At 63.9% G+C, this 24,094-nt stretch carries 23 protein-coding genes; 6 read left to right on the plus strand and 17 right to left on the minus strand.

What is annotated here, in order from left to right:
- Nucleotides 1-250 precede the first annotated feature (250 nt).
- Nucleotides 251-553, plus strand: a complete 303-nt coding sequence (locus V1288_RS30615) for a hypothetical protein (RefSeq protein ID WP_334360569.1) — start codon at nt 251-253, stop codon at nt 551-553.
- Nucleotide 554: 1 nt separating this feature from the next.
- On the opposite strand, the gene V1288_RS30620 is transcribed toward V1288_RS30615, so the two are convergent.
- Nucleotides 555-1,784 carry an MFS transporter gene (locus V1288_RS30620; protein WP_334360570.1) on the minus strand — a complete coding sequence of 410 codons (1,230 nt, stop codon included), beginning with the start codon at nt 1,782-1,784 and terminating at the stop codon, nt 555-557.
- Nucleotides 1,785-1,796: 12 nt separating this feature from the next.
- Nucleotides 1,797-2,369 (minus strand): hypothetical protein, encoded by a 573-nt coding sequence (locus V1288_RS30625; RefSeq protein WP_334360571.1) that lies wholly within the window; start codon nt 2,367-2,369, stop codon nt 1,797-1,799.
- Between the two features lie 400 nt (nt 2,370-2,769).
- On the opposite strand from V1288_RS30625, the gene V1288_RS30630 reads away from it, so the two are divergent.
- The gene (locus V1288_RS30630; RefSeq protein ID WP_334360572.1) at nt 2,770-3,588 is read left to right on the plus strand and encodes a chromate resistance protein ChrB domain-containing protein; all 819 of its coding nucleotides are present in this window, start codon (nt 2,770-2,772) and stop codon (nt 3,586-3,588) included.
- Entirely contained in the window at nt 3,588-4,991 is a 1,404-nt protein-coding gene (gene chrA, locus V1288_RS30635; RefSeq protein ID WP_334360573.1) for a chromate efflux transporter, read from the plus strand. Before V1288_RS30630 ends, chrA begins: the two co-directional genes overlap by 1 nt.
- 25 nt (nt 4,992-5,016) lie before the next feature.
- Here the strand turns inward: chrA and V1288_RS30640 are convergent, their stop codons facing one another.
- From V1288_RS30640 to rpoZ, 11 genes are all read right to left on the minus strand, one after another.
- Nucleotides 5,017-5,964, minus strand: coding sequence for a cation diffusion facilitator family transporter (locus V1288_RS30640; protein ID WP_334360574.1), 948 nt, complete (start codon nt 5,962-5,964; stop codon nt 5,017-5,019).
- A gap of 255 nt (nt 5,965-6,219) precedes the next feature.
- Entirely contained in the window at nt 6,220-8,475 is a 2,256-nt protein-coding gene (gene parC / locus V1288_RS30645) for a DNA topoisomerase IV subunit A (RefSeq protein ID WP_334360575.1), read from the minus strand.
- Nucleotides 8,476-8,675: 200 nt separating this feature from the next.
- A complete protein-coding gene (gene recO, locus V1288_RS30650) occupies nt 8,676-9,428 on the minus strand; it encodes a DNA repair protein RecO (protein WP_334360576.1) in 753 nt (250 codons plus the stop codon).
- 195 nt (nt 9,429-9,623) lie between these two features.
- Nucleotides 9,624-10,004: a hypothetical protein gene (locus V1288_RS30655; protein ID WP_334360577.1), complete on the minus strand. Its 381-nt coding sequence runs from the start codon at nt 10,002-10,004 to the stop codon at nt 9,624-9,626.
- 47 nt (nt 10,005-10,051) lie between these two features.
- Nucleotides 10,052-10,978: a GTPase Era gene (gene era, locus V1288_RS30660; RefSeq protein WP_334360578.1), complete on the minus strand. Its 927-nt coding sequence runs from the start codon at nt 10,976-10,978 to the stop codon at nt 10,052-10,054.
- Nucleotides 10,968-11,786, minus strand: a complete 819-nt coding sequence (gene rnc, locus V1288_RS30665) for a ribonuclease III (RefSeq protein WP_334360579.1) — start codon at nt 11,784-11,786, stop codon at nt 10,968-10,970. Before rnc ends, era begins: the two co-directional genes overlap by 11 nt.
- Nucleotides 11,783-12,541: a signal peptidase I gene (gene lepB / locus V1288_RS30670; protein ID WP_334360580.1), complete on the minus strand. Its 759-nt coding sequence runs from the start codon at nt 12,539-12,541 to the stop codon at nt 11,783-11,785. Before lepB ends, rnc begins: the two co-directional genes overlap by 4 nt.
- Before the next feature lie 283 nt (nt 12,542-12,824).
- A complete protein-coding gene (gene acpS, locus V1288_RS30675) occupies nt 12,825-13,244 on the minus strand; it encodes a holo-ACP synthase (RefSeq protein WP_334360581.1) in 420 nt (139 codons plus the stop codon).
- A complete protein-coding gene (locus V1288_RS30680; RefSeq protein WP_334360582.1) occupies nt 13,241-14,005 on the minus strand; it encodes a pyridoxine 5'-phosphate synthase in 765 nt (254 codons plus the stop codon). Before V1288_RS30680 ends, acpS begins: the two co-directional genes overlap by 4 nt.
- A gap of 88 nt (nt 14,006-14,093) precedes the next feature.
- On the minus strand, nt 14,094-16,382 hold the full coding sequence (locus V1288_RS30685) for a RelA/SpoT family protein (protein ID WP_334360583.1): 2,289 nt from the start codon (nt 16,380-16,382) through the stop codon (nt 14,094-14,096).
- 291 nt (nt 16,383-16,673) lie between these two features.
- Nucleotides 16,674-17,066, minus strand: a complete 393-nt coding sequence (gene rpoZ, locus V1288_RS30690) for a DNA-directed RNA polymerase subunit omega (RefSeq protein ID WP_024512695.1) — start codon at nt 17,064-17,066, stop codon at nt 16,674-16,676.
- A gap of 356 nt (nt 17,067-17,422) precedes the next feature.
- Between rpoZ and V1288_RS30695 the strand changes: the two genes are divergently transcribed.
- Nucleotides 17,423-18,052 carry a LabA-like NYN domain-containing protein gene (locus V1288_RS30695; RefSeq protein ID WP_334360584.1) on the plus strand — a complete coding sequence of 210 codons (630 nt, stop codon included), beginning with the start codon at nt 17,423-17,425 and terminating at the stop codon, nt 18,050-18,052.
- A 144-nt stretch (nt 18,053-18,196) separates the two neighbouring features.
- The gene (locus V1288_RS30700) at nt 18,197-18,859 is read left to right on the plus strand and encodes a uracil-DNA glycosylase (protein WP_334360585.1); all 663 of its coding nucleotides are present in this window, start codon (nt 18,197-18,199) and stop codon (nt 18,857-18,859) included.
- Nucleotides 18,860-18,950: 91 nt separating this feature from the next.
- Here V1288_RS30700 and V1288_RS30705 read toward each other — a convergent pair whose 3' ends face one another.
- From V1288_RS30705 to dapA, 4 genes are all read right to left on the minus strand, one after another.
- Nucleotides 18,951-19,526, minus strand: a complete 576-nt coding sequence (locus tag V1288_RS30705) for a peroxiredoxin (RefSeq protein WP_334361448.1) — start codon at nt 19,524-19,526, stop codon at nt 18,951-18,953.
- A 66-nt stretch (nt 19,527-19,592) separates the two neighbouring features.
- Entirely contained in the window at nt 19,593-20,066 is a 474-nt protein-coding gene (gene smpB, locus V1288_RS30710; RefSeq protein ID WP_334360586.1) for an SsrA-binding protein SmpB, read from the minus strand.
- Between the two features lies 1 nt (nt 20,067).
- Nucleotides 20,068-20,478 carry a large conductance mechanosensitive channel protein MscL gene (gene mscL, locus V1288_RS30715; RefSeq protein ID WP_334360587.1) on the minus strand — a complete coding sequence of 137 codons (411 nt, stop codon included), beginning with the start codon at nt 20,476-20,478 and terminating at the stop codon, nt 20,068-20,070.
- Between the two features lie 45 nt (nt 20,479-20,523).
- Nucleotides 20,524-21,414, minus strand: coding sequence for a 4-hydroxy-tetrahydrodipicolinate synthase (dapA, locus tag V1288_RS30720; protein ID WP_334360588.1), 891 nt, complete (start codon nt 21,412-21,414; stop codon nt 20,524-20,526).
- Nucleotides 21,415-21,704: 290 nt separating this feature from the next.
- Here dapA and V1288_RS30725 point away from each other — a divergent pair, with 290 nt between their 5' ends.
- Complete coding sequence (locus tag V1288_RS30725; protein WP_442893875.1) at nt 21,705-23,942, plus strand: lytic transglycosylase domain-containing protein; 2,238 nt, start codon at nt 21,705-21,707, stop codon at nt 23,940-23,942.
- Nucleotides 23,943-24,094: the final 152 nt, after the last annotated feature.

The following is a 24,094-nucleotide window of genomic DNA, read 5'->3' on the forward strand; positions in this document are numbered from 1 at the left end:
GCGCGCCTGAGATGGCCGGGCTGATGGCGGGGTGCGAGGGTTCCGCCAGATCGCGGTGCTTCTTTCCAGCGCCGCGAGGCATGCTGATCGGGCAGACAGTCGTTTGCGGACCAGTTTGCGCCTGGATGCGATCGCACGCACAAGCATCGCATCAAACCATTCCATAATTTCAATAAATTGCCATGGACATCCCTAGCGTGCCGCTAAGAAGTTTTTGGCATGAGGAAAAGCCAACCCTCGGAATTGGGCCATGGAAGAAGAAACCCGCCTACGTGAATTGGAAGCTGAGTGTCGACAGCGCGCGCTCAGCCAACCCGACAAAAAATGGTACTGGCTCGCCCAAGCGGCAAAATACCAGGTCCAGGCGAACCAGAAAATCGCCTTTCGTTCCGAGGAGTGCCACACAACCGACTCTCCCGAGGTCATCCTGGCGCACTGGCCGCATCGCCGTGACGAACGACGATTGATGGAGCCCCTTCCCCATGAGGGACGAACGGCTGACGAAGTGATCGCCCTGAAGACCGCCAACAAGAACGGCGCGCCAGGCTGGTAGTCTAACGCCCCTGCTCCTCCGGCGGCTTGATATGGCGGAACGAGAACAGTAGCGCCAGATCGTAGGCGATCTTGAGCGTGCCGCAGACCACCAGCGGCAGCCCCGTAAAAGACGTCATCAGTAGCGCGCCCGCAATCGCCGGGCTGATCGCGGATGCGAGGCTGCGCGGCACGGCGGTGACGCTGGCGGCCGTCGGGCGTTCCGCCGGCGTTACCACGGCCATGACGTAGGAGGTGCGGGTCGGCACGTCCATCTGCGACAGCGCCGAGCGCAACAGCAGCAACCCCAGCGCCAGATAGAGGTTCGGCGAAAACGCCGCCAGGATCAGGAAGATGCTGGAGGGAATATGCGTGAACACCATCGTGTTGACGAGCCCGATGCGCTTCGCAATCCAGGCCGCGACCGGATAGGAAAACGCGCTCAGCGTGCTCGACCAGAAGAAAAACAATCCGGCCGCGGACAGCGAGAGGTTGAAGCGCTCGAACAACCAGAGCACCAGCAACGACTGGGCGACGAAGCCGCCCGCGAAGGCGTCGATACTGAACAGCGCCGCGAGCTTGTAGACGGTGCCGCGCGAGGGGCCGAGCGGCGTCTGTGGCGCCCTCTCCTCACCGCGGGCGTGCGGCACGTAACGATACAGCGCCGCGCTCAGCATCCCGAGCGCCGCGTACGCATAAAACATCAGGCGGAACGCGCCGAGCGTGGTACTGCCGTGCGAAATCAAGAGATCAGGCAAGGTTGCTGCAAGCGAGCCGGCGGCGGTGCAGAGCGCGCCGATGAGGCTGTAGCGGGCAAACACCTGCGTGCGTCGGTCGTCGGTTGCGCTCTTTGCCAGCACAGCGTGCTCGAGCGGAACCAGCACGCCGAGATCGCCGCCGGAGGGGTTGATGGTGCCGATAAACGCGACGAGCGCGATCAAGGCGAAGTGCTCCACGGCCGGAAATGCAAGGCCGGTGGCAGCCATCAGACCTGCGCCAAAGATCAGGAGCGCGCGCAGATCATGGCGCGGCGCGATCCAGCCTGTGATCAGCGTCAGCAGCGCCGTTCCCAACAGCGACGCCGTCGCCACGATGCCGACCGCGACGGCGTCGTATCCGAGCGCCGTCATATAGGCCGGCAGGATGATGATGGCAAAACCGTCGCCGAATCCGCGTAGACCGCGCGCAACGTAGAGCCGCGAGATCAGCGCGCTTCCGGCGGAGGCCTTCGGTTCGGTCGCGATATCGGTCATCCCGGCATCCCATTAAGGCAAGACGTTCATCTTCACCTGGTCAAAGCGCGTCACGCTGTCCGACTTGGTCCACAGGGCCACGCCGCCGGCCTGCACAAAAGTCTTGTCCGTTGCGCTGAATAATTTCTTGCCGTCAAAGGAAACGGTGAAGCGATGGCCCTCTGCGCGGAGGCCCAGCGTATGCCATTCATTCGGCGCGACCTTCAAATTGGCGCCATCGAGTTGTTCGCGCCGGCCATTCACGACGCGATAGAAGCGGACGTTGTCCTCCAGCGCATTGGCGCGGGCCACATAGTAGTTGTCCGCGTCCTGCAGCCGCACGGCAATGCCGCCGGCCTGATCCGTCTTGCCGGCTACCGCCTTGAAGTGCACTTCGACGTCGACATTGGCAGCCGACAGGCCCTCAAGGATCGCCAGCGGAAACCGGTAGTCCGTCCGGTCGGTGCTGGTCTGCTCGATGGTCTGCCCCGTGGAAGACGTTCGATCCGGCGTGACGGTCCATTCGCCTTGCTGGCCGCGGCCGGTCCGCGCGAACTTGAATCCCGCCGGAGCTGATCCCGGCGTCATGCGATCGATGGCTATCATGGCGGCTCCTGTCTCAGCGCTCGCGGACAACGGCGCGAACGCGAGCGTGCACGTGGCAAGGACGGCGCTCAGATACAGCTTGATGATTTGAAAAAGATTCGGCCGGTTTCCGTACATGCGCAATCCTCGACACGTCGAGTGCGCAGAGCTTGGACGGTGGCCGTCTGACGGGGAGCCTGCTTTGTCCCCGGTGGGGAGAAGCTACGTCCGAACTTGGCGCTTCGCAAGCACAATGAGAAAACAGCACAATGAGAAAACCCGCCCGACGGCCAGGCCGCTCGGGAACCGTTGACAGATGAAGCCGCAGGCGGTTAATTCGACCCATGGGGATTTTTGCGATCTCCCCACGAGGCGACATGCCCAAGTATCGCGTCCCGTTTCATTTGACGAGGGCGCAGCCATGTCATCCTACACCACGATATCATCAGACAAGCTTTCCAAATTGATCGGCACGGCGAACACGCCTGTCCTGATCGACGTTCGCACCGACGAGGATTTCACCGCCGACCCGCGGCTGATTCCCGGCGCCGTCAGGCGCAACCACGAGCAAGCCGCCGATTGGGGCGAGGAGTTTTCCGGCCGCCCGGCCATCGTCGTCTGCCTGCGCGGCCAGAAACTGGCGCAAGGCACCGCCGCCTGGCTGCGGCATCTCGATGTCTCGGCCGAAGCGCTGGAAGGCGGTTTTGAAGGCTGGAAGGCGGCCAAGCTGCCGCTGGTGCCGGCGGAAAAGCTGCCCGCGCGCGACGCGAAGGGCCGCACCGTCTGGGTCACCCGCGCCCGGCCGAAGATCGACCGCATCGCCTGCCCCTGGCTGATCCGCCGCTTCGTCGATCCGAACGCGGTGTTCCTGTTCGTCACGCCGGCGGAAGTGCTCGCGGTTGGCGAGCGCTTCAACGCAGCTCCTTTCGACGTCGAGAACGTGTTCTGGAGCCACCGCGGCGAACTCTGCACGTTCGACGTGATGATCGAGGAATTCGGCCTGGCGACACCGCCTTTGCTGCGGCTGGCGGCGATGGTGCGCGGCGCCGATACCGGGCGGCTCGATCTCTCACCGGAAGCGCCCGGACTGCTCGCGGCCTCGCTTGGCCTGTCGCGGATGTTCGATGACGATCTTGAACAGCTCGAGGCCGGCATGACGCTGTATGACGCGTTCTACCGCTGGTGCCGCGACGCATCAGGCGAGACGCACAACTGGCCGACCAACAAGGCGAAATCGTAATGGATGCGACGATCGACAAGACGACCGAGGCAGGTGCAAGCCACGACCTCGGTCACGGCATCGGCTTCGGTGAAGCGTTCCGGGTCTGGCTGCGGGTCGCCGTGCTGAGTTTCGGCGGCCCGGCCGGGCAGATCGCGGTGATGCACCGAATCCTGGTCGAGGAGAAGAACTGGATCTCCGAGAGCCGGTTTTTGCATGCGCTGAACTACTGCATGCTGCTGCCGGGTCCGGAGGCGCAGCAGCTCGCGACCTATATCGGCTGGCTGCTGCATCGGACCGCCGGCGGCATCATGGCCGGCGGCCTGTTCATCCTGCCCGGCATCGTCGCCATCATGGCCTTGAGCTATATCTACGCAGCCTACGGCAATGTCGGCTTCGTCGAGGCGGTGTTCTTCGGGCTGAAGGCCGCGGTGCTCGCCATCGTGGTCCATGCCGTGGTCCGCGTCGGCAAGCGCGCGCTGCGCAACCGGGTGATGATTGCACTCGCGGCAATCGCCTTTGTCGCGATCTTCTTTTTCAACGTCCCCTTCCCGATCATCATCATCGCAGCCGGTGTGATCGGCTATATCGGCGCGCGCAGCGGACGGCCTGAATTCGCCGCCGTCGAGCACGGCGGCGGCAACAAGAAGACCGCCGCGGTCGACATCCTGCTCGGCGAGGAATTGCCCGATCACGTCCGCCCGAGTGTCGGCCGCGCGCTGCGCGTAAGCTCGGTCTGGCTGTTATTGTGGGTGGTGCCGGTGGCGGCGCTCCTGATCGGGCTTGGACAAGCCAATGTGTTCAGCCAGATCGCGCTGTTCTTTTCCAAGATGGCGATGGTGACGTTCGGCGGCGCCTATGCGGTGCTGGCCTATGTCGCCCAGCAGGCGGTCGAGCATTATCACTGGTTGCAGCCGCGCGAAATGCTCGACGGCCTCGGCATGGCCGAGACGACGCCGGGCCCGCTGATCATGGTGCTGCAGTTCGTGGGCTTCATGGCCGCCTATCGCGATCCTGGCACGCTGTCGCCGATGCTAGCGGCGACGCTCGGCGGCTTGCTGGCGACCTGGGTCACCTTCATTCCCTGCTTCCTCTGGATCTTCCTCGGCGCGCCCTACGTCGAGACGCTGCGCGGCAACAAGGGACTCGCGGGCGCGCTGACCGCGATCACCGCCGCGGTGGTCGGCGTGATCCTCAATCTATCGATCTGGTTCGGACTGCACACGCTGTTCCGGCAGACCACGCCGTTCCGCTCGCTCGGGCTGTCGTTCGATATGCCGGTGTGGGGAAGCCTCGATCTCGCAGCCTTCGCGCTGGCAGCGGCCGCGGCGACGGCGATCTTCCGGCTCAACGTCGGGATGTTGTGGGTGTTGGCGGGGTCGTGCGCGGCAGGCGTGGCGTTGAGGTTTGCGGGGATGGCTTGAACTCGGCCCGTGATCTCGTTTTGCGTCACACCCGCTCTGCCGGCGCCAGCTTGCAGACCTCGGCGGCGACCTCGATCTGCAGCGTGGAATGGTGGATGTTGAAACGGCGCGAGAGTTCCTCGCAGACCCCGTGCAGAAAGGCGTCGTCGGTGCCGCCGGGGCGCACCAGATGCGCGGTCAGCGCGGTCTCGTTGGTGCTCATGGCCCAGATGTGCAAATCGTGCACCTCCGAGACGCCTTCCAGCCCGGCGAGATAGTCCCGCACTTTCGCAAGCTCGATACCACGCGGCACGCCGTCGAGCGCAAGGTTGACACTGTCGCGCGTCAGCCCCCATCCGCTCCATAACACCACGGCGGCAATGACGAGGCTGATTGCGGGATCGAGCCACAGCCATCCGTTCAACATGATGATGAGCGCCGCGGCCACCACCCCGAGCGAGACGCCCGCATCCGCCGCCATGTGCAGATAGGCACCGCGAATATTGAGGTCGCCGTGACGGCCGCGCATGAACAGCAAGGCGGTGAAGCCGTTGATGGCGACGCCGAGCGCTGCGACCGCCACGACTGTCCAGCTCGCGACGGCCGCTGGGCTGTAGAGCCGATTGACCGCCTCGACCACGATGCCACCGACGGCCACCAGCAGCAGGCCCGCATTGAACAGCGCCGCCAGGATCGAGACACGGCGATATCCGTACGTATGCCGCTGCGTCGGCTGCTTCTGCGACAGCCACGCCGCGCCCCATGCCAGCAGCAGCGCGATCACGTCGGAGAGATTGTGGACGGCGTCGGAAATCAGGGCGAGCGAATTGGCGGCATAACCGAAGATCAGCTCGGCAATGACGAAGGCGGTGTTGAGCGAGGCGCCGATCGCGAATGCGGCGCCGAAATTGTCCGGCGCATGGCTGTGGCCGGCATGGCCATGGGAATGATCATGCACGTGGGAGTGATTGTGATGGGCGTGATCGTGCGCCATTCCGCCTCGATGAATTTCAATGGCGATTTATATAGCGCGCGGATTCTCGAATACTATTACAGTGAGGAGATGACGATGTCGCGGCCACCTCCTCCGTCGTCCCGGCCTTGAGCCGGGATCACCGCTCTCAATTGTTGAAGCGAGCTGGAGCTTCAGATCGTAGGGTGGGCAAAGCGAAGCCTGCCCACCCTTCGCGACGAACATACCGATAGATATGGTGGGCACGGCACTATTGCGCCTTTGCCCACCCTACATCTACTCCACCCCGCGCAAGAACTTGTTCGACTTCGGCAGGCCGTGTGCGAGGCGGCCGGCGTCGGCGCGGTTGCCGCGCCAGTCGGACAATTCCCTGGCGCTCATGCTCTGCTCACGACCGGCGGAATCCTTCCACGTCAGCCCCGCCTTGAGCTCGAACACCGTGACATCCGAGAGCTTGGCGCTGGAATATTTCTGCAGCCGCACGCCGCGGCCGCGCGCCATCTCCGGCACCTGGTCGAGCGGGAACAGCACCATCTTGTGGTTGGTGCCGATCGCGGCGACCGTATCGCCCGAAACGGTCGCGATCGCGCAAGCCTCGTTCGGCATGGTGACGTTGAGCACCTGCTTGCCCTTGCGGGTGTTACTGACGCAATCCTCTTCCTTGACCACAAAGCCCTGGCCTTCGCTGCTCGCGATCAGGAATTTGCGTTCGCCCTTGTTGACGAACAGCGACACGATGGCGGCGTCCTGCTCGAGGTCGATGAACATGCGGATCGGTTCGCCGTGGCCGCGCCCGCCCGGCAGTTTTGCGACGTCGAGCGAATAGAATTTGCCGTTGGTGGCGAACAGCAGCAGCTTTGACGTGGTTTCGGCGAAGAAGGCGTGGTCGAGCTTGTCGTCGGTCTTGAAGGCAAGGCCCGAGATATCCTCGACATGGCCCTTCAGCGTTCGTACCCAGCCCTTTTCGGAGATCACCACCGTGCACGGTTCGCGCTCGACAAAGGCTTCCTCGATCGCGGCCAGATCGTGCTCGGGCGCGTCGGCGAACATCGTACGGCGCTTGCCGAGCGGCGTCTTCGGCCCAAAGATGTCGCGAACCTTGCGGACCTGCTCGCCGACTTTGGACCACTGCTCGGTCTCTGAACCGAGCAGCGATTTGATGCCCTTCAACTCGCCGCGGAGGTTCTTGTCCTCGGTGCGGATTTCGAATTCCTCGAGCTTGCGCAAGGAGCGCAGCCGCATGTTGAGGATGGCATCGGCCTGGATTTCCGTGAGCTTGAACGCCTTGATCAGCGCCGGCTTCGGCTCGTCCTCGGTGCGGATGATCTTGATCACCTTGTCGATGTTCAAGTACGCGATCAGGTAACCGCCGAGTATTTCGAGCCGGTTCTCGATCTGGGTCTTGCGGTAGTTCGAGCGGCGCACCAGCACGTCGCGCAAATGGTCGAGCCATTCGCGCAAACATTCCGCAAGCCCCACCACTTTGGGGATCTTGCCCTTGATCAACACGTTGAGGTTCAGCGAAATCTTGCTCTCGAGCTCGGTGAGCCGGAACAGCGATTCCATCATCAGCGCCGGATCGACCGCACGGGATTTCGGCTCGATCACGAGGCGAACGTCTTCGGCCGACTCGTCCCTGACGTCGCCGACCAGTGGCAGCTTCTTCTCGTTGAGCAGTTCGGCGATCTTCTCGACCAGCCGGGACTTCTGCACCAGCCACGGGATCTCGGTGATGACGACGACCCAGGTGCCGCGCGCGCCCTCTTCCTGGATCCATTTGGCGCGGGTGCGGAACGAGCCGCGCCCGGTCATGTAGGCTTCGGCGATGCTTTCCTTGGAGTCGACAATAATGCCGCCGGTCGGGAAATCCGGCCCCTTGACCCACTTCAAGAGCGACTTCGACTTGGCGTCGGGCTTGTCGATCAGATGCAACGCAGCGTCGCAGAGCTCGGCCGCATTATGCGGCGGGATCGAGGTGGCCATGCCGACCGCGATGCCCTGCGCGCCGTTGGCGAGCAGGTTCGGGAAGCCACCGGGCAGAACCACCGGCTCCTTGCTCTGGCCGTCGTAATTCGGACGAAACTCGACACCGTCCTCGTCGATACCGTCGAGCAGCAGCCGCGCGACGTCGGTCATGCGCGCTTCGGTGTAGCGGTAGGCGGCCGGATTATCGCCGTCGATATTGCCAAAATTGCCCTGGCCGTCGACCAGCGGATAGCGCGAGGCGAAATCCTGCGCCAGGCGCACCATGGCGTCGTAGATCGCCTGGTCGCCATGGGGATGGAACGAGCCCATCACGTCGCCGACGATTTTTGCAGACTTCTTGAACGGCGTGCCGGGGTCGAGCCGCAACAGGCGCATGCCGTAGAGGATGCGCCGGTGCACCGGCTTCAGCCCGTCGCGGGCGTCCGGCAAAGCGCGGTGCATGATGGTCGAGAGCGCGTAGGCGAGATAGCGCTCTTCCAGCGCATCGCGCAGCATCACCTCGTGGATTTCGGCCGGTTCTTCCGGCGGTAGCTGTCGTTTTCCCATGGGGAGGCGTTAAACTTTTCGAGTGAATCGGGCAAGACGCGAGTGGGGGGAAACGATGGCACTCACCGTCGTCCCTGCGAACGCAGGGACCCATAACCACAGGTGTTTGTGGCGAAAAACGGCTGGGGCCACCGCGCCAATGGATGGGCCGCGGCGTATGGGCCCCTACGTTCGCAGGGGCGACGTCTGAGGGTGGCGTCTCAGGCGGATGAACTGATTCGCGCCCGATTTCTCGTCACCGCATTGATAAACCCATCCCTCGCGTCGGAATGGCCCTGCCCGCGCGGTTCCAGCACATGGCGGAGCAGGAACAGCCCGGTCAGCCGAAAGCCGTCCTGCAGGTCCTGGTCCGACCAGCTATTCGCTCCGCCCTCACCTTCGCGCAAAAAGGGCGGCAGCCGCAGCAGCCGGTCGCGGTAGGGCTCGCCGGCCCGCCGCGACACCGCGCCGCCTGATTTCGGCGAGACATAGATCAGGTCCGTGGTCTCGCCGGTGGCAGCGCAGTTTTCCAGATCGAGGCCGAAGCCTAATTCGGCGAGCATCGCGAGTTCGAACCGGATGAGGTGGGCCGCCGCGCCGCCGGCATCGTCAAAGTCGTCCAGCGTGCGGTCGAGCATTTCATAGATGTCTTCGTGCGGATCGCGCTCCGGCAACAGCCGCGCCAGCGAAGCCAGATGGGTGACGCCAAAGACCGCATGCGAGGACGCCAGCAGCGTTGCCGCGCGCAGCCGCGTGCCTTCGATCGCGTAGGTCCCGAGATGCTCGTCGAGCCGCGCCCGCCACACCGCGGTGACACTGTTGCCGGGCTGCAGCAGCGGCCGCATCCGCGACGAGGCGCCGCCGCGCACCAGGCCCAGATGCCGGCCATGCTCGCGCGTCAGCAACTCGACGATGGCGGAAGATTCGCCATGCCGCCGGACGCCCAGCACGATGCCTTCATCGGTCCATTCCATGGGGTGGAGTTTACAGGATTTGGGATCGAAGCGCAGCTCCCGCAGCTGCGTTCCCCGGATGCTGCGCAGCGCTTTCGGGATCGCGCTTCGCGCGCGACTCCGGAGGTGCGCTGCTGATCCGGGGTCCATCCGCATGGGTCCCGGCTCTGCGCTGCATCGCTTCGCGCTGCACCGCATCCGGGACACAAGCGCATCTCACGCGTTGAACCAGCCCACCGCATCGCCAGTGAAGGAGAAATACAGCCCCGCTGCGGTCAGCGCGCAGGAAATCACCTCGATGCCGCTGTCGAACGCCAGACCCTTCTGCCCGATCACCTGCACCAGCGAAATCACCGACAGCACGAGGGCTGCCGCCAGCACCCAGCGCGGCCAGTTCTTGCGGCGTTCGGCGGCGAGCCAGACGAAGTAGACCAAAAGCAGGGTCAGGCCGGCCGCCACCAGGGTGCCGACATTGATCATCTGCGCGGTCATATCGGCCCTCGGCGTGCGGTCCTGAAACGCCGCCGACACCGAATCCAGCGTCAGCGACAGATACAGCAGAACCTCAAACCACAGCACGTTTCGGGGTACGGTCATTCAGCCTGTTCTTCGTTGTTGTCTGATTGCGGCCTGACCATTGCAGATCATTCCTTGGGGAATTCCAGTCCCATTTCCCGGTAGCGGTCGGGATCGTCGCCCCAGTTCTCGCGCACCTTGACGAACAGGAACAGGTGCACGGGCTGGCCTACGATCTCGGCGATCTCCTTGCGCGAATCCGCGCCGATCGACTTGATGGTGGCGCCGCCCTTGCCGAGCACGATCTTGCGCTGGCTTTCGCGCTCGACAAAGATCGTCTGCTCGATCCGCACCGACTTGTCGTTGCGCTCGGTCCAGCTATCGGTTTCGACAGTCGACTGATACGGCAGCTCCTGGTGGAGCTGGCGGTAGATCTTTTCCCGGGTGATCTCCGCCGCCAGATGCCGCAGCGGCGCATCCGACATCTGGTCTTCGGGATAGTGAAACGGCCCCGGCGGGACGCTCTTCGCCAGCGTCTTGCGCAGGTCGTCGACGCCGTCGCCCGACAGCGCCGAGATCATGAAGGTGTGCTCGAACTTCATGCGCTCGTTGGCGGCCTGCGCCAGCGCCAACAGTTTTTCGCGCGGGATCAGGTCGATCTTGTTCAGCACCAGGATTTTCGGGTGTTGAACCGTCGCAAGCTTGTTGAGGATCGCATCAGCCTCCTCGTCGATCCCAGCCTTGGCATCGAGCAGCACGCAGACGAGGTCGGCATCATGAGCTCCGCTCCAGGCGGTGGACACCATGGCGCGGTCGAGCCTGCGTTTGGGCGCGAAAATGCCGGGGGTGTCGACCAGAATGATCTGGGCGTTGTCCTCGATCACGATGCCGCGGATCAGCGCCCGCGTGGTCTGCACCTTGCGCGAGACGATGGTGACCTTGGAGCCGACCAGGGCGTTGACCAGCGTGGACTTGCCAACATTGGGCGCGCCGATCAGCGCGACAAAGCCGCAGCGGGTCTCGCCGGACGAGCCGGGTGCAGGTTCAACTGTCATTGCTGCCGCCACCGACGCCTTCGCGTTCGATCATCACGGAGGCCGCGACCTTCTCGGCGGCGCGCTTGGAACCGCCGACGCCTTCGGCTGGCGCCAGTCCCGGCAGATCGACGGCGACGCGGAATTGCGGGTCGTGATGCGGCCCGGTGCGCTCGATCTCGCGATAGACCGGCGTCGGCAATCCCTTGCTCTGGGCCCATTCCTGCAGCACCGTCTTGGGATCGCGCAGCGGCCGGCGCGGCTTGCGCATCCGCTCCAGCCAGTTGCGCTCGACGAACTGCGACGCCGCCGCATAGCCGCCGTCGAGATAGATCGCCCCGATCACCGCCTCGCAGATGTCGCCGAGCACGGATTTGCGCAGGCGCGCGCCCGCGCCGGCCCCCACCGCGCCGAGCTTGATGTCGTCCAGCAGCCCGAGCGATTTTGCGACGTCGGCGCAGCTTTCCTTGCGCACGAGATCGGCGAGGCGCTTCGACAATTCGCCCTCGTCGGCCCTGGGGTAAGCCCGATACAGCATGTCGGAAATGATCAGCCCGAGCACGTGATCGCCGAGAAATTCCAGGCGCTGATAGCTGTCCGCGCGATGCCGCGTCGCGGGCTTCAGCGCGGAGACATGGGTAAAGGCGGTCGCCAGCAGCGCGGGGTCAGAGAACTTGTAGCCGATGCGCCCCTCGATCGCCGCAGCCGCCGCCTTGGCGCCGGCCTTGCCGCGCTTCTTCTTCGGCGCGGCCTTGCCGCCGGCATCCACCTGCTGGCCCGGCTCGTCCGAGGTCGATGCTTCAGGAATGATCGCGGTCTCGTCGTTCATCGCACGATTGTGAATAGGCGATTCCAGCGCACTGCGGTCGGCCAGCGCCAGAACATCCAGGCATGTTCGCCTTCGGCAATGGAAAAGAAGATCATCTGTGCCCGGCCGACGATATTCTCGAACGGCACATAGCCTACCGCCGACAGCACGCGGCTGTCGGTCGAGTTGTCGCGGTTGTCGCCCATCATGAAGAAGTGGCCGGCGGGCACGGTGTAGACATTGGTGTTGTCGTAAAAGCCGTTGTCGACGCAATCGAGCGATTCATAGCTGACGCCGTTCGGCAGCGTTTCCTTCCAGCGTTTGACGCGCGCGGTGGCGTCCGAGCCGCAGGGGTCCTCGCCGATGAAGTCGGAAAGCCGCTCGCGCTTGACCGGCTTGTCGTTGATGTGGAGCAGGCCTTCCCGCATCTGGATGCGGTCGCCGGGCAGCCCGATCACCCGTTTGATGTAATCGGTGGAGTCGTCCTTCGGCAGGCGGAACACCACGATGTCGCCCCGGTTCGGCTCCGAGCCGAAGATGCGGCCCGAGAACAGCGGCGGCGACAATGGTATGGAATAGTGGCTGTAGCCGTAGGAATATTTCGAGACGAACAGGTAATCGCCCACCAGCAGCGTCGCCTTCATCGATCCGGAGGGGATATTGAACGGCTGGAACAGGAAGGTGCGGATCACAAGCGCGATCAAGAGAGCGTGGATGACGACGCGGATGGTTTCACCCAAGCCGCTTTCAGATTTTGTGCTGGAGGTCACGCTCATCGCTTTCCCAATTCCCGCAGGCCTTTGCCCGCACGGTGCAGAACGTTTTCCGCACGCGAATCGCCTGGTACGTTCGCGTCAGGAAAATGGTCTCGATACTGATGTTGAGAGCCAATTCCGGCGCTAACCTTGAATCGGCCCTGGCTCGAACACGTTGCTTGCGGCGTTTTAGACGGTTGTTCGTGGGCGCGCAATCAAGCGGCTCGTGAAAACTTCGTAATCCATTGATAAATCAATGTTTTTTAGTTTTGCCTCGCTTCCCCGGCGCAAACGCCTGCGCGGCTCAAGATTTGCCGGGAACGACCGCCGAAATTATGACGAAGGCCTGCGCCAGCGGCCAGTCGTCGGTGATCGACAGATCGATCCGCGCTTCGAACCCCTCCGGCGTCAACGCCTCAAGCCGGGCCAGCGCGCCGCCGGTGAGTTTCATGGTCGGGCGGCCGCCCGGCAGGTTCACCACCCCCATGTCCCGCCACCAGACGCCACGCCGGATCCCGGTGCCGAGCGCCTTGGAACAGGCCTCCTTGGCGGCGAATCGCTTGGCATAGGTCGCGACCACCATCTTTTCGCTGTTGGCGCGGCGCGCCGCCTTGCCGCGTTCGGCGTCGGTGAAGATGCGGTCGAGAAAGCGGTCGCCGTGGCGTTCGATCACCCTGGCAACCCTGGTGATGTCGATCAGGTCGGAGCCGATGCCGATGATCATGCATAGCCTGCGATTTTCTGGCGGCCGCGGTCCATGGCGGCGCGCATCTGCCGCACGGTCTCGCCGAGGCCTACGAACAGCGCCTCCCCCATCATGAAATAGCCGATGTTGAGTTCGGCGATCTCGGGCAGTGCAGAAATCGTCTCCGCCGTCTGGTAGTCGAGGCCATGGCCGGCATGGACCTCCAGCCCCGCGGCGCGCGCCAATGCGGCGCCCGTGACTATACGCTGCCATTCCGCCTCGGCCTTCGCCGCATGGCCATCGACCACCGCGTCGCACCAGCCACCGGTGTGAATCTCGATCACGGGCGCGCGCAACTTCGCCGCCATCTCGATCTGGGCGGGATCGGCGGCAATGAACAGCGACACCCGGATGCCGGCATCGTTCAGCCGTGCGATGAAGGGCGCCAGCGCATTGTGCTGGCCGACGACGTCGAGCCCGCCCTCGGTGGTGAGCTCCTCGCGGCGCTCCGGCACCAGGCACACGGCGTGGGGTTTGGTGGCCAGCGAGATCCGCAACATGTCCTCGGTTGCCGCCATCTCGAAATTCAGCGGCTTCGATATCTCGGCCTTAAGCCGGGCCATGTCGTCGTCGCGGATATGGCGGCGGTCCTCCCGCAGATGCGCGGTGATGCCGTCGGCGCCGGCCTCGATCGCGGCCAGCGCCGCGCGCACCGGATCCGGCCGCGCACCGCCCCGCGCGTTGCGCAGGGTGGCGACGTGGTCGACATTGACGCCAAGGCGGAGCGGAAGTGCGGGCATGACGGTCTCACGGACTGAATTGCAGCAGCAGAGATAGCACGGCTGTCATGCGCGGGCGTGGCCCGCGCAGCCGCAATAACGATACCGCCTATCCATTGACGCGCTCAACCTTGGCGACGACGGCCTTGGCGCGCAATTGGGCGATAATTGCACTGAGATGCTTGAGGTCATAGACCTCGAGATCGATGGTCAGCTCGGTGAAGTCAGGCGAGCGGCGCGACATGCTGATATTGTCGATATTGCCGTCATGCTCGGCGATCACCGTGGCGACCTGGGCGAGGCTGCCGGGCTCGTTGACGTTGTGGACCAGGATCCGCGCCGGAAAGCGCTGCGGCATGGTTTCATCGATATCCCAGCGCACGTCCAGCCAGCGCTCAGGCTCTTCCTCAAAGTCCTTCAGCGCCGGCGACTGGATCGGATAGATCGTGATCCCCTCGCCCGGCGTCACGATGCCGACGATGCGGTCGCCCGGCACGGCGCCGCCGTTCGGCGCGAACTTCACCGGCAAATCGGAATTGATGCCGCGCACCGGGATGACGGACGTGCTGCGCGCCGGATGCGGCGGCGATTTCAGCTTCAGTTTGACCGCGAGGCTCTTCTTGGCCCCGTAGCGCACCATTCGCTCTTCCTTGTAGTCCGGATACATGGCGCGAGCGACGTCGGAGGCCTTCAGCTCGCCGCGTCCGACGGAAGCCATTACGTCCTCGATCGAGGCGCGCGCCAGCCGGGGCAGCGCGCCCTTCAGCTTGTCGTCGGCATATTCGATCTTGGCACGGGCAAACAGGCGATCGATGATGCGGCGGCCGAGGCCCGCATATTGATCGCGCACCGCCGTGCGGGTCGCGCGCCGGATCGCGGCGCGGGCCTTGCCGGTGATCGCAAGCGATTCCCAGGCCGAGGGCGGCGCCGACTGGGCCTGCGAGGTCAACACCTCGACCTCGTCGCCGTTCTGCAGCTCCGACGACAGCGGCGCGAACTTGCCGTTGATCTTGCAGCCGACCGCCGAGTTGCCGACATCGGTGTGCACGGCATAGGCGAAGTCGATCACATTGGCCTGGCGCGGCAGCGCGATCAGCTTGCCCTTCGGGGTGAAGCAGAACACCTGGTCGTGGAACAGCTCGAGCTTGGTGTGCTCCAGAAACTCTTCCGGATTGGCGCTTTCGGACAGGATGCCGACGGTATGGCGGAGCCAGGCAAAGGCATTGGATTCGTGCTGCAGCCGCTCGGTCGGCGAGCCCATGCCTTCCTTGTAGAAAGCATGCGCGGCGATGCCGAATTCGGCGATCTGGTTCATTTCCTCGGTGCGGATCTGCAGCTCGACGCGCTGGTTGCCGGGGCCGATCACGGTGGTGTGGAGCGAACGGTAGTCGTTCTGCTTCGGCGTCGAGATGTAGTCCTTGAAGCGTCCCGGCACCACCGGCCAGGTGGTGTGCACGACGCCGAGCGCGCGGTAGCAGGCCTCGACATCCGGCATCACGACGCGGAAGCCGAAGATGTCGGACAACTGTTCGAAGCCGACCGACTTGCGTTCCATCTTGGTCCAGATCGAAAACGGCTGCTTGCGACGGCCATAGACGCGCGCGGCGATGCCGTTCTTCTGCAGGTTCTTGGAAAGCTGGCTTTCGATCTCGCCGATCAAATTGCGGTTGCGCTCGGCCAGCGCATCCAGCCGCTGCATCACCACCGCATAGGCTTCCGGATCGAGCGTATGGAACGAGAGGTCCTCGAGCTCCTCGCGCATCTCCTGCATACCCATGCGGCCGGCGAGCGGCGCATAGATGTCCAGCGTCTCCTCGGCGATGCGGCGGCGCGACGCGTGCGGCACGAATTCCAGCGTGCGCATATTGTGCAGCCGATCGGCGAGCTTGATCAGCAGCACGCGGACGTCGTCGGCGATCGCCAGCAACAGCTTGCGCAGGTTCTCGGCCTGCTTGGCCTCGCGCGAGACCAGCTCCAGCCGCTTCAGCTTGGTGAGCCCTTCGACCAGCGCACCGATCTCGTGGCCGAAGATGTTGTCGATCTCGGCGCGCGTCGCTTCGGTATCCTCGATGGTGTCGTGCAGCAGCGCGGCTACGATGGTGGCGTCGTCGAGCTTCAGATTGGTCAGGATCGCCGCGACCTCGAGCGGATGCGAGAAATAGGGGTCGCCGGACGCGCGCGTTTGCGTGCCATGCGCCTTCATGGCGTAGACATAGGCGCGGTTGAGCAGGTCTTCGTTGGTGTCCGGGTTGTATGTCCGGACGCGCTCGACCAGATCGTATTGCCGCATCATGCGCGAGCGCGATTTCGGCTTCTCCGTCACAGGCGAGGTCGGCGCGACCGCGACCTGGCCGGTCGCGGCCTGCATTTGCCGGGAGTTGCGGCGCCAATACGCCATTCAATCACTGCCTTCTTCCACCAGACCCGGATCGGTCCCGCCCTCTGCGTATCTAATGCGTTTTCGAACGGCGATGCACGCCGCTCGGGCCGCGAAACGGTTCAATTTCGCTTGGGCCAACGGCCATCCAACGCCCAACCCGATGGCCCGCCGTCGAGGCGAACCAGCCGATTTCGGCCGCGCCGGCCAAGGACGCATTGTAACCGCAAAAATGTCAACAAAAGCAAAGGCCCGGACGGATGTCCGGGCCTTTGGCAGATCGGGGAGTTCGGGACGGGCCGATGTTCCGGATTATTCGTCCTCTTCGGGCTGCTCTTCCGGCGGCGCCAGGCCTTCCAGGCCCTTGAGGAGTTCTTCCTCGGTCATGCGCTCGACCGCGACCTCGGTATCGTCGGCATCGACGCTGGCGCCGGCTGAGCCGATCAACGGCACGGTATCGGGCTCTGGCTCGTCGACCTCGACGAATTTCTGCAGGGAATGAACCAGTTCCTCGCGCAGGTCTTCCGGGGAAATGGTGGAATCGGCGATTTCCCGCAGCGAAACGACCGGATTCTTGTCGTTGTCCCGATCAACCGTAAGTTGCGACCCGGACGAGATCATACGGGCGCGATGTGCCGCCAGCAACACCAGGTCGAACCGGTTGTCGACCTTATCAATGCAATCTTCCACGGTGACGCGCGCCATAGACTGTCGCTCCGTTGTTTGGGGCCAAATATGTCGGTTATGGGGGCTAGTTATAGCGGTGGAGGCCGTTTCGCAAGACTAAATTTGTGATTTGGCCTTCCTGATGGGCTCTGCTACCCCAACTCCGGGGCCAGAATGGGCCAGAGCGTCCAGACGCGGCGAGGTTGCCGTACAGGACAAGTAAATCTCTTCATTGCACTGTCAAAAGTATAGGTTTTTCGCCCTCCCCTCACCATAATTGCAGTGGTGACTGTCGTGGGGCACGATTCACTGAACTTTAGGCAACCGAACCAGAAAGTGCGCGCGGTCGAACGCCGCTGCGCTAGAAAAGCTAACAACAACGTGAGAACCATTTGATGTCACCCGCTTCCAACAAGATTGCGCTCTTCATCGATGGAGCCAACCTCTACGCAACGGCCAAGACGCTCGGCTTCGACATCGATTACAAGCGCCTTCTCAAGGAATTTCAGAGCCGAGGGACGCTGTTGCGTGCGTTCTACTACACGGCGATCATCGAGGATCAGGAATACTCCTCGATTCGTCCGCTGATCGACTGGCTCGACTACAACGGCTACACCGTCGTCACCAAGGCGACCAAGGAATTCATCGACGCTTCCGGCCGCCGCAAGGTGAAGGGCAACATGGACATCGAACTCGCTGTCGATGCCATGGAACTCGCCGAACATGTCGACCAGATCGTGCTGTTCTCGGGCGACGGCGATTTCCGCTCGCTGGTCGAGGCGGTGCAGCGTCGTGGCGTTCGCGTCACGGTAGTTTCGACCATTTCGAGCCAGCCGCCGATGATCGCCGACGAGCTGCGCCGCCAGGCCGACGTCTTCACCGACCTCGTCGAACTGCAGTCAAAACTGGGCCGCGATCCGTCCGAGCGCCCTGCCCCGCGCGAACCGCGTCATCACTCCCCGCAATTCCTGCAGCGCGCGACCACGGTGGCGCCGCGAGGCGGCGAGGATGATTTCGACGATTGAGAATGCGCCAGCACGCTGCTAGAGCCTCGGTTCTGATTGGAACAGAACCGGGGCTTTTTGTTTTGGCGCGCGTTCTCGACGCGAACCGGTATCGATCCCGGAACAGGTCCGGGGCGGGCTTTCGCTCGAAAACGCTTTGGAAACATGGCTAGTTTACCCGCCCCCGTAGCTGCCGAACCCGGCCGCAATTGCCCGCTCTGCCCGAGGCTCGCCGAATTTCGCGCACAGGCGCGCGCGAAAGCGCCGGATTGGCACAATGCGCCGGTGGCGTCGTTCGGCGATGGCAACGCGCAACTGTTGATTGTCGGGCTGGCGCCGGGCCTGCAGGGCGCCAACCGGACCGGACGCCCGTTCACCGGCGACTATGCCGGCGACTTGCTCTATGCGACCTTGCTCGAATACGGCTTTGCGAAGGGCGTCTATCAGGCGCGTCCCGATGACGGCCTGAAACTGGTCGATTGCCGGATCAGCAACGCGGTGCGCTGCGTGCCGCCGCAGAACAAGCCGTTGCCTGCCGAGATCAACACCTGCCGCCAATTCCTGGCCGCGACCATTGCAACCATGCCGCGGCTGCGCGCGATCGTGGCGCTCGGCCGGATCGCCCATGAAACCACATTGAAGGCGCTCGGGCTTCGCAACGGGGCCGCCCCCTTTGCACACGGTGCCGTGCATAGCGCGGGCGCCGTCAGGCTTTACGACAGCTATCATTGCTCGCGCTACAACACCAACACGCGGGTGCTGACGCCGGAAATGTTTCGCAACGTGTTTGCGAAGGTGCGGAAGGATCTGGATTCGCAGGATTCGTAGGGTAGACAAAGAGAAGCGTGCCCGCCGCCGCTTCGAAATCGTTGGCGTCAATGGTGGGCACGCTTCGCGTTGCTCACCCTACAAGGCACGCTTACGCCGGATTTTCCCTCAGCCACGCCAGCACGTCGGCGGCATTCCGGTCGGGCGGAAACACCGGATAGAACACGTGGGCAACGCGGCCGTTATCGATGATCAGCGCCAGCCGCTTGATCAGCGTCAGTCCGGCCACCTGCATGGTCGGCAGATTGAGGGCACGCGTCAGCGCCAGCTTCTCATCCGACAGCACCGGGAACGGCAGATGCAGCCGTGACGCCATCTCGGTCTGGTAGACGTTATCCTGCGTCGACAGGCCGAACACATGTCTGGCGCCGGCGGCTTTCAGCTCCGCAAACAGATCGCGAAACGAGCAGGTTTGCGGCGTGCAGCCGCGCGCGCCGGGGATCATGTCCCAATCATCGACGAGACTGATCTTGCCGGGCTCGCCGGTGCGCGGATAGGCGAACACCACCGTACGGCCGGGAAGCACCGAGAGCATCACCGAATTGTCGTCGGTTGCAAGCAGCGTGACCGGGGGGATCGCCATGCCGGCCAGATGGGCCGCCGCACCGTCGTCCTCCGGCGCCGGGATCTTGCTCCAGTCGACTTCGAGCAGGTTGGGTTGAGCCATCATTTCTTCCTCCAGGTGGCGAATGGCGAGTGGCGAATAGCGCTTTCCACTCCCCATTCGCCCGCTTCATCCCCGCGCCCGCATCAGGCGGCCCTTTTCCCGGCCCCAGTCGCGTTTCTTTTCGCTCTCGCGCTTGTCGTGCAGCTTCTTGCCCTTGGCAATCGCCAGCAGCAGCTTGGCGCGACCGCGTTCGTTGAAATAGAGTTTGAGCGGGATCAGCGTCATGCCCTCGCGATCGACCGCGCCCATCAGCTTGTTGATCTGCTTTCGGTGCAGCAACAGCTTGCGCGGCCGCTTCGGCTCATGGTTGAAGCGGTTGGCCTGCAGATATTCCGGGATATTGGCGTTGATCAGCCAGATCTCGCCGTCCTTGGAATCCGCATAGGATTCCGCAATTGTTGTCTTGCCGTTGCGGATCGACTTCACTTCGGTGCCGGTCAGCGAGATGCCGGCCTCGATCGTGTCCTCGATCGCGTAGTTGAACCGGGCCTTGCGGTTTTCGGCGACAACCTTGATCGGGCGCTCGTTCTTGTCCGCCACGTTAGCCCTTCTTGAGGAGATCGCGGATCTCGGTCAGCAGTTCTTCCTGCCTGGTAAGCTTCGGCGCCGGCGCGGCTTCGTCCTTGCGCTTCAGCTTGTTCATGGCACGAATGACCATGAACAGCACGAACGCGATGATGAGGAAGTTCAGCATCAGCGTCAGGAAATTGCCCCAAGCCAGTACGGCGCCCTGCTTTTTGGCGTCGGCCAGATTGGTCGCCGTCACCGACTTCGACAGACCCGTGAAATAATTGGAGAAGTCGAGACCGCCGGTAATCGCGCCGATGATCGGCATGATGACGTCGCCGACCAGCGAAGTGACGATGGCGCCGAAGGCCGCACCGATGATGACGCCGACAGCGAGGTCGACGACGTTACCCTTCATCGCAAATTCGCGGAATTCCTTCAGCATGTTGGCTTCCCCTCTTCGTTCGTCAGGCGAAGTGAGTCGTCCCCCTTAATTAATCAGGCCGGCATGCACCATGGCGCTGCGCACGGCGACCCGCGTCGGCTCGGACACCGGCACCATCGGCAGCCGCAGCTTCTCGTCGATCTTGCCGAGCAGCGAAAGCGCGTATTTCACCGGCGCCGGATTGCTTTCGATGAAGAGGTTGTTGTGCAGCGGCATCAGCTTGTCATGCAGCTTGAGCGCGGTGGCGTGATCACCCTTCTGCCAGGCCGCGTGGAATTCCGAGCAGAGCCGCGGCGCGACGTTTGATGTGACCGAGATGCAGCCATGGCCGCCATGCGCCATGTAGCCGAGGATGGTGGCGTCCTCGCCCGACAATTGGTTGAAGTCCTCGCCCATCGCCGCGCGCTGCTGCGACACCCGCACCATGCTCGCGGTCGCATCCTTCACGCCGGCGATATTCTTCAGTTCGAACAGCCGCGTCATGGTCTCGACCGACATGTCGATCACCGAACGGCCGGGGATGTTGTAGATGATGATCGGAATCCCGATCGCATCGTTGATCGCCTTGAAGTGCTGGTACATGCCTTCCTGGGTCGGCTTGTTGTAGTACGGCGTCACCACCAGCACGGCGTCCGCGCCCGCCTTCTCCGCGTGCTCGGCGAGCTCGACGGCCTCCTTGGTCGAATTGGAGCCTGCGCCCGCAATGACAGGCGCCCGCCCCTTGGCTTCGTCGATGCACCATTCGACGACGCGCTTGTGCTCGTCATGGCTCAAGGTGGGGCTTTCGCCGGTCGTGCCGACGGGCACCAGGCCGTGGGTGCCCTCGGCGATCTGCCAGCTCACCAGGCCGCGGAACGCGGCCTCGTCGAGCGAGCCGTTCTTGAATGGCGTGACCAAGGCGGTGAACGAGCCCCGGAACTTTGTCTTGGCTGCCATGGACTTCCTCCAAACGCTTAAGAAACGGCACGACCGAAACTGGATTTCAATTCATATCGGGTCTGGCGATCAGGCGAAAGGGCCGTACGGTATGGCGCTAGTGCTTTGTTTCGACGCCCTTTCTTGGCGCCGATCGAACAGCCCCTCCTCGAAGGGCCGATAGCCGCGATTTTGCCGCGGTGATGGCGCAAACAGGTCCGGCCGCAACGTTTTAGCATTTTGTCCACATATTCAATCAAATAGACCTAAGGCTCGAGCGACTGAATGATTCGCCGCCGCAGAGGACCGCCGTGATCCCTTCCGCCCGCGCCGCCGCCTTGCGATCGACCGCGCTGGCCACGGGCCTGGCGCTGGCTGTCGGACTGGCGGCTCTTCCCTTCGATGCCTGGGCCAAGGCAAAAGTTCCTTTGCCGAAGCCGCGGCCGATCGCCCGCAACGTCGTTCCCAAGTCCGCTGCACCGTCCGGCGCACACCCCAGCGCGCCCGCCCCCCACACCGCGGCGGCCCCCGCGGCGCCGGCCCCGGCGCCGCCGGTGCTGGCACCTGCAACGCGCCAGCATGCCGCCTTGCCGCCTGCGCGCAAGCACGTGGCGCCCGCAGCGGTAGCCGCGACGTCCACGACGTCGCAGGCCGACAAGGACGCACTGGAAAACGTCATCGAGCTGGTGCGCAAGCAGAAGCCTGGCGATGCAACCCAGGCGCAGGCTGCAATATCCGATCCGGTCGCCCGCAAGCTTGCGGAATGGCTGATCCTGCGCAGCGACAACAATGGCGCCTCCGTCGAGCGCTATCGCAGCTTTGTCTCGGCCAACCCGAGCTGGCCGTCGCAGACCTTCCTGCGCCGGCGCATCGAGGCCGCCCTTTGGGACGACCGGCGCGATGACGCCACGGTGTGGTCGTGGTTCGAAAACGAATCGCCGGTTTCGGCCAAGGGCAAGTTCGCGCTGGCCAAGGTGATGCTCGCGCGTGGCGATCGCGCCAATGCCGAGCGGCTGGTTCGCGAAGCCTGGCGCCACGACGGCATGTCGGAAGACACCGAGAGCGCGGCGCTCGATATGTTCGGCGCATTGCTGACGGGAGGCGACCACAAAGCGCGGATGGATTCGCTGCTTTACGGCACCGAGCAGGAAGCCGCCGGCATGCGCGCCGCCAAGCGGCTCGGTTCGGGCCATGTCGCGCTGGCCAAGGCGCGGATCGCAGCCAACAAGAAATCCTCCAACCTCAAGTCGCTGCTCGAGGCGGTGCCGCGGGAGCTGCACGGCGACCCCGGCTACACGTTCGCCAGGATCCAGTGGCTGCGCCGCGACGAGAAGTTCAACGAGGCCGCACAGCTCATGCTGGCCGCGCCGAAGGATCCGAACCGCCTGCACAATCTCAACGAATGGTGGATCGAGCGGCGCCTCCTGGCGCGCAAGATGCTCGACGTCGGCGAACATCGCACTGCCTATCTGATTGCGCGGGACGCGGCGCTGCCTTCCCGCGACATCTACAAGACCGAGCAGGAATTCACTGCGGGCTGGATTGCGCTGCGGTTCCTGAAAGATCCGGCGGTTGCCGCCCAGCACTTCGCGCGGATCGGCGTCGGCAGCGCCAATCCAACCGCGCTGGCGCGTGCCGGCTATTGGCAGGGCCGAGCGGCGGAGGCCGCGGGCCGCGCGCAGGAAGCCCGCGCAGCTTACGGCCGCGCCGCCGAGCAATCGACCAGCTACTACGGCCAACTCGCGCGCGCCAAGCTCGGCCTGCCTCAGCTCCAATTGAACGGCGTCCCGACCGGCCGCGGACGCGGGCTTGAGCGGCTGGAGATCGTCCGCGCCGTGCAGTTGCTTTATGAGCTCGACGAGCGCGAGCTTGCGATCCCGATTTTCGCCGACATGGGCGAGAATGGCGATCCCGATGCCCTGGTCGGCCTCGGCGAGCTCACCTCGCGCCACAGCGACGCCCGCGGCATGCTGCTGCTCGGCAAGGCCGCGCTCAACCGCGGCCTGCCGTTCGACCATTATGCCTATCCCGTCACCGGCATCCCCTCGTTCAAGCAGATCGGTCCCGAGGTGGAGCCCAGCGTCGTCTATTCGATCGCGCGGCAGGAAAGCGCCTTCAATCCGTCCGTGGTCTCGCCGGCCCAGGCCTACGGGTTGATGCAGGTGACGCCGGACGCCGGACGCTATGTCTGCAAGCGGGCCGGCGTCAGCTTCGACCTCAACCGGATGAAGACCGACTCGGTCTACAATGCCATGCTTGGCGCCGCCGAACTTGGCGGACTGCTCGAGGACTACCGCGGCTCCTACATCCTGACGTTTGCCGGCTATAATGCCGGCCGCGGCAGCGTCAAGAAATGGATCGAGCGTTACGGCGATCCGCGCGATCCCAAGGTCGACGCCGTCGATTGGGTCGAACAAATCCCGTTCTCCGAGACGCGGAACTACGTGCAGCGGATCATGGAGAACCTGCAGGTCTATCGCACGCGGTTCGGCGGTGGGACCAGGCTCCAGATCGAAGCCGACCTGCGCCGCGGCGCCAGCGTCGAATAGCGGATTTATTCGGCGCCGCCAACGCTTCGCGCGGCACGGCATCACACGCTAACGCTGTTACCGGCTCCTACCTTCCCTAACCAATATCACCGGGTGGCTTATTAGCAGGCGGCAGCACGGCATTGCCAGGCGTTGCGAACGACTGCTCCGGA

The organism is Bradyrhizobium sp. AZCC 2176, assembly GCF_036924645.1.
Classification (GTDB): Bacteria; Pseudomonadota; Alphaproteobacteria; order Rhizobiales; family Xanthobacteraceae; genus Bradyrhizobium.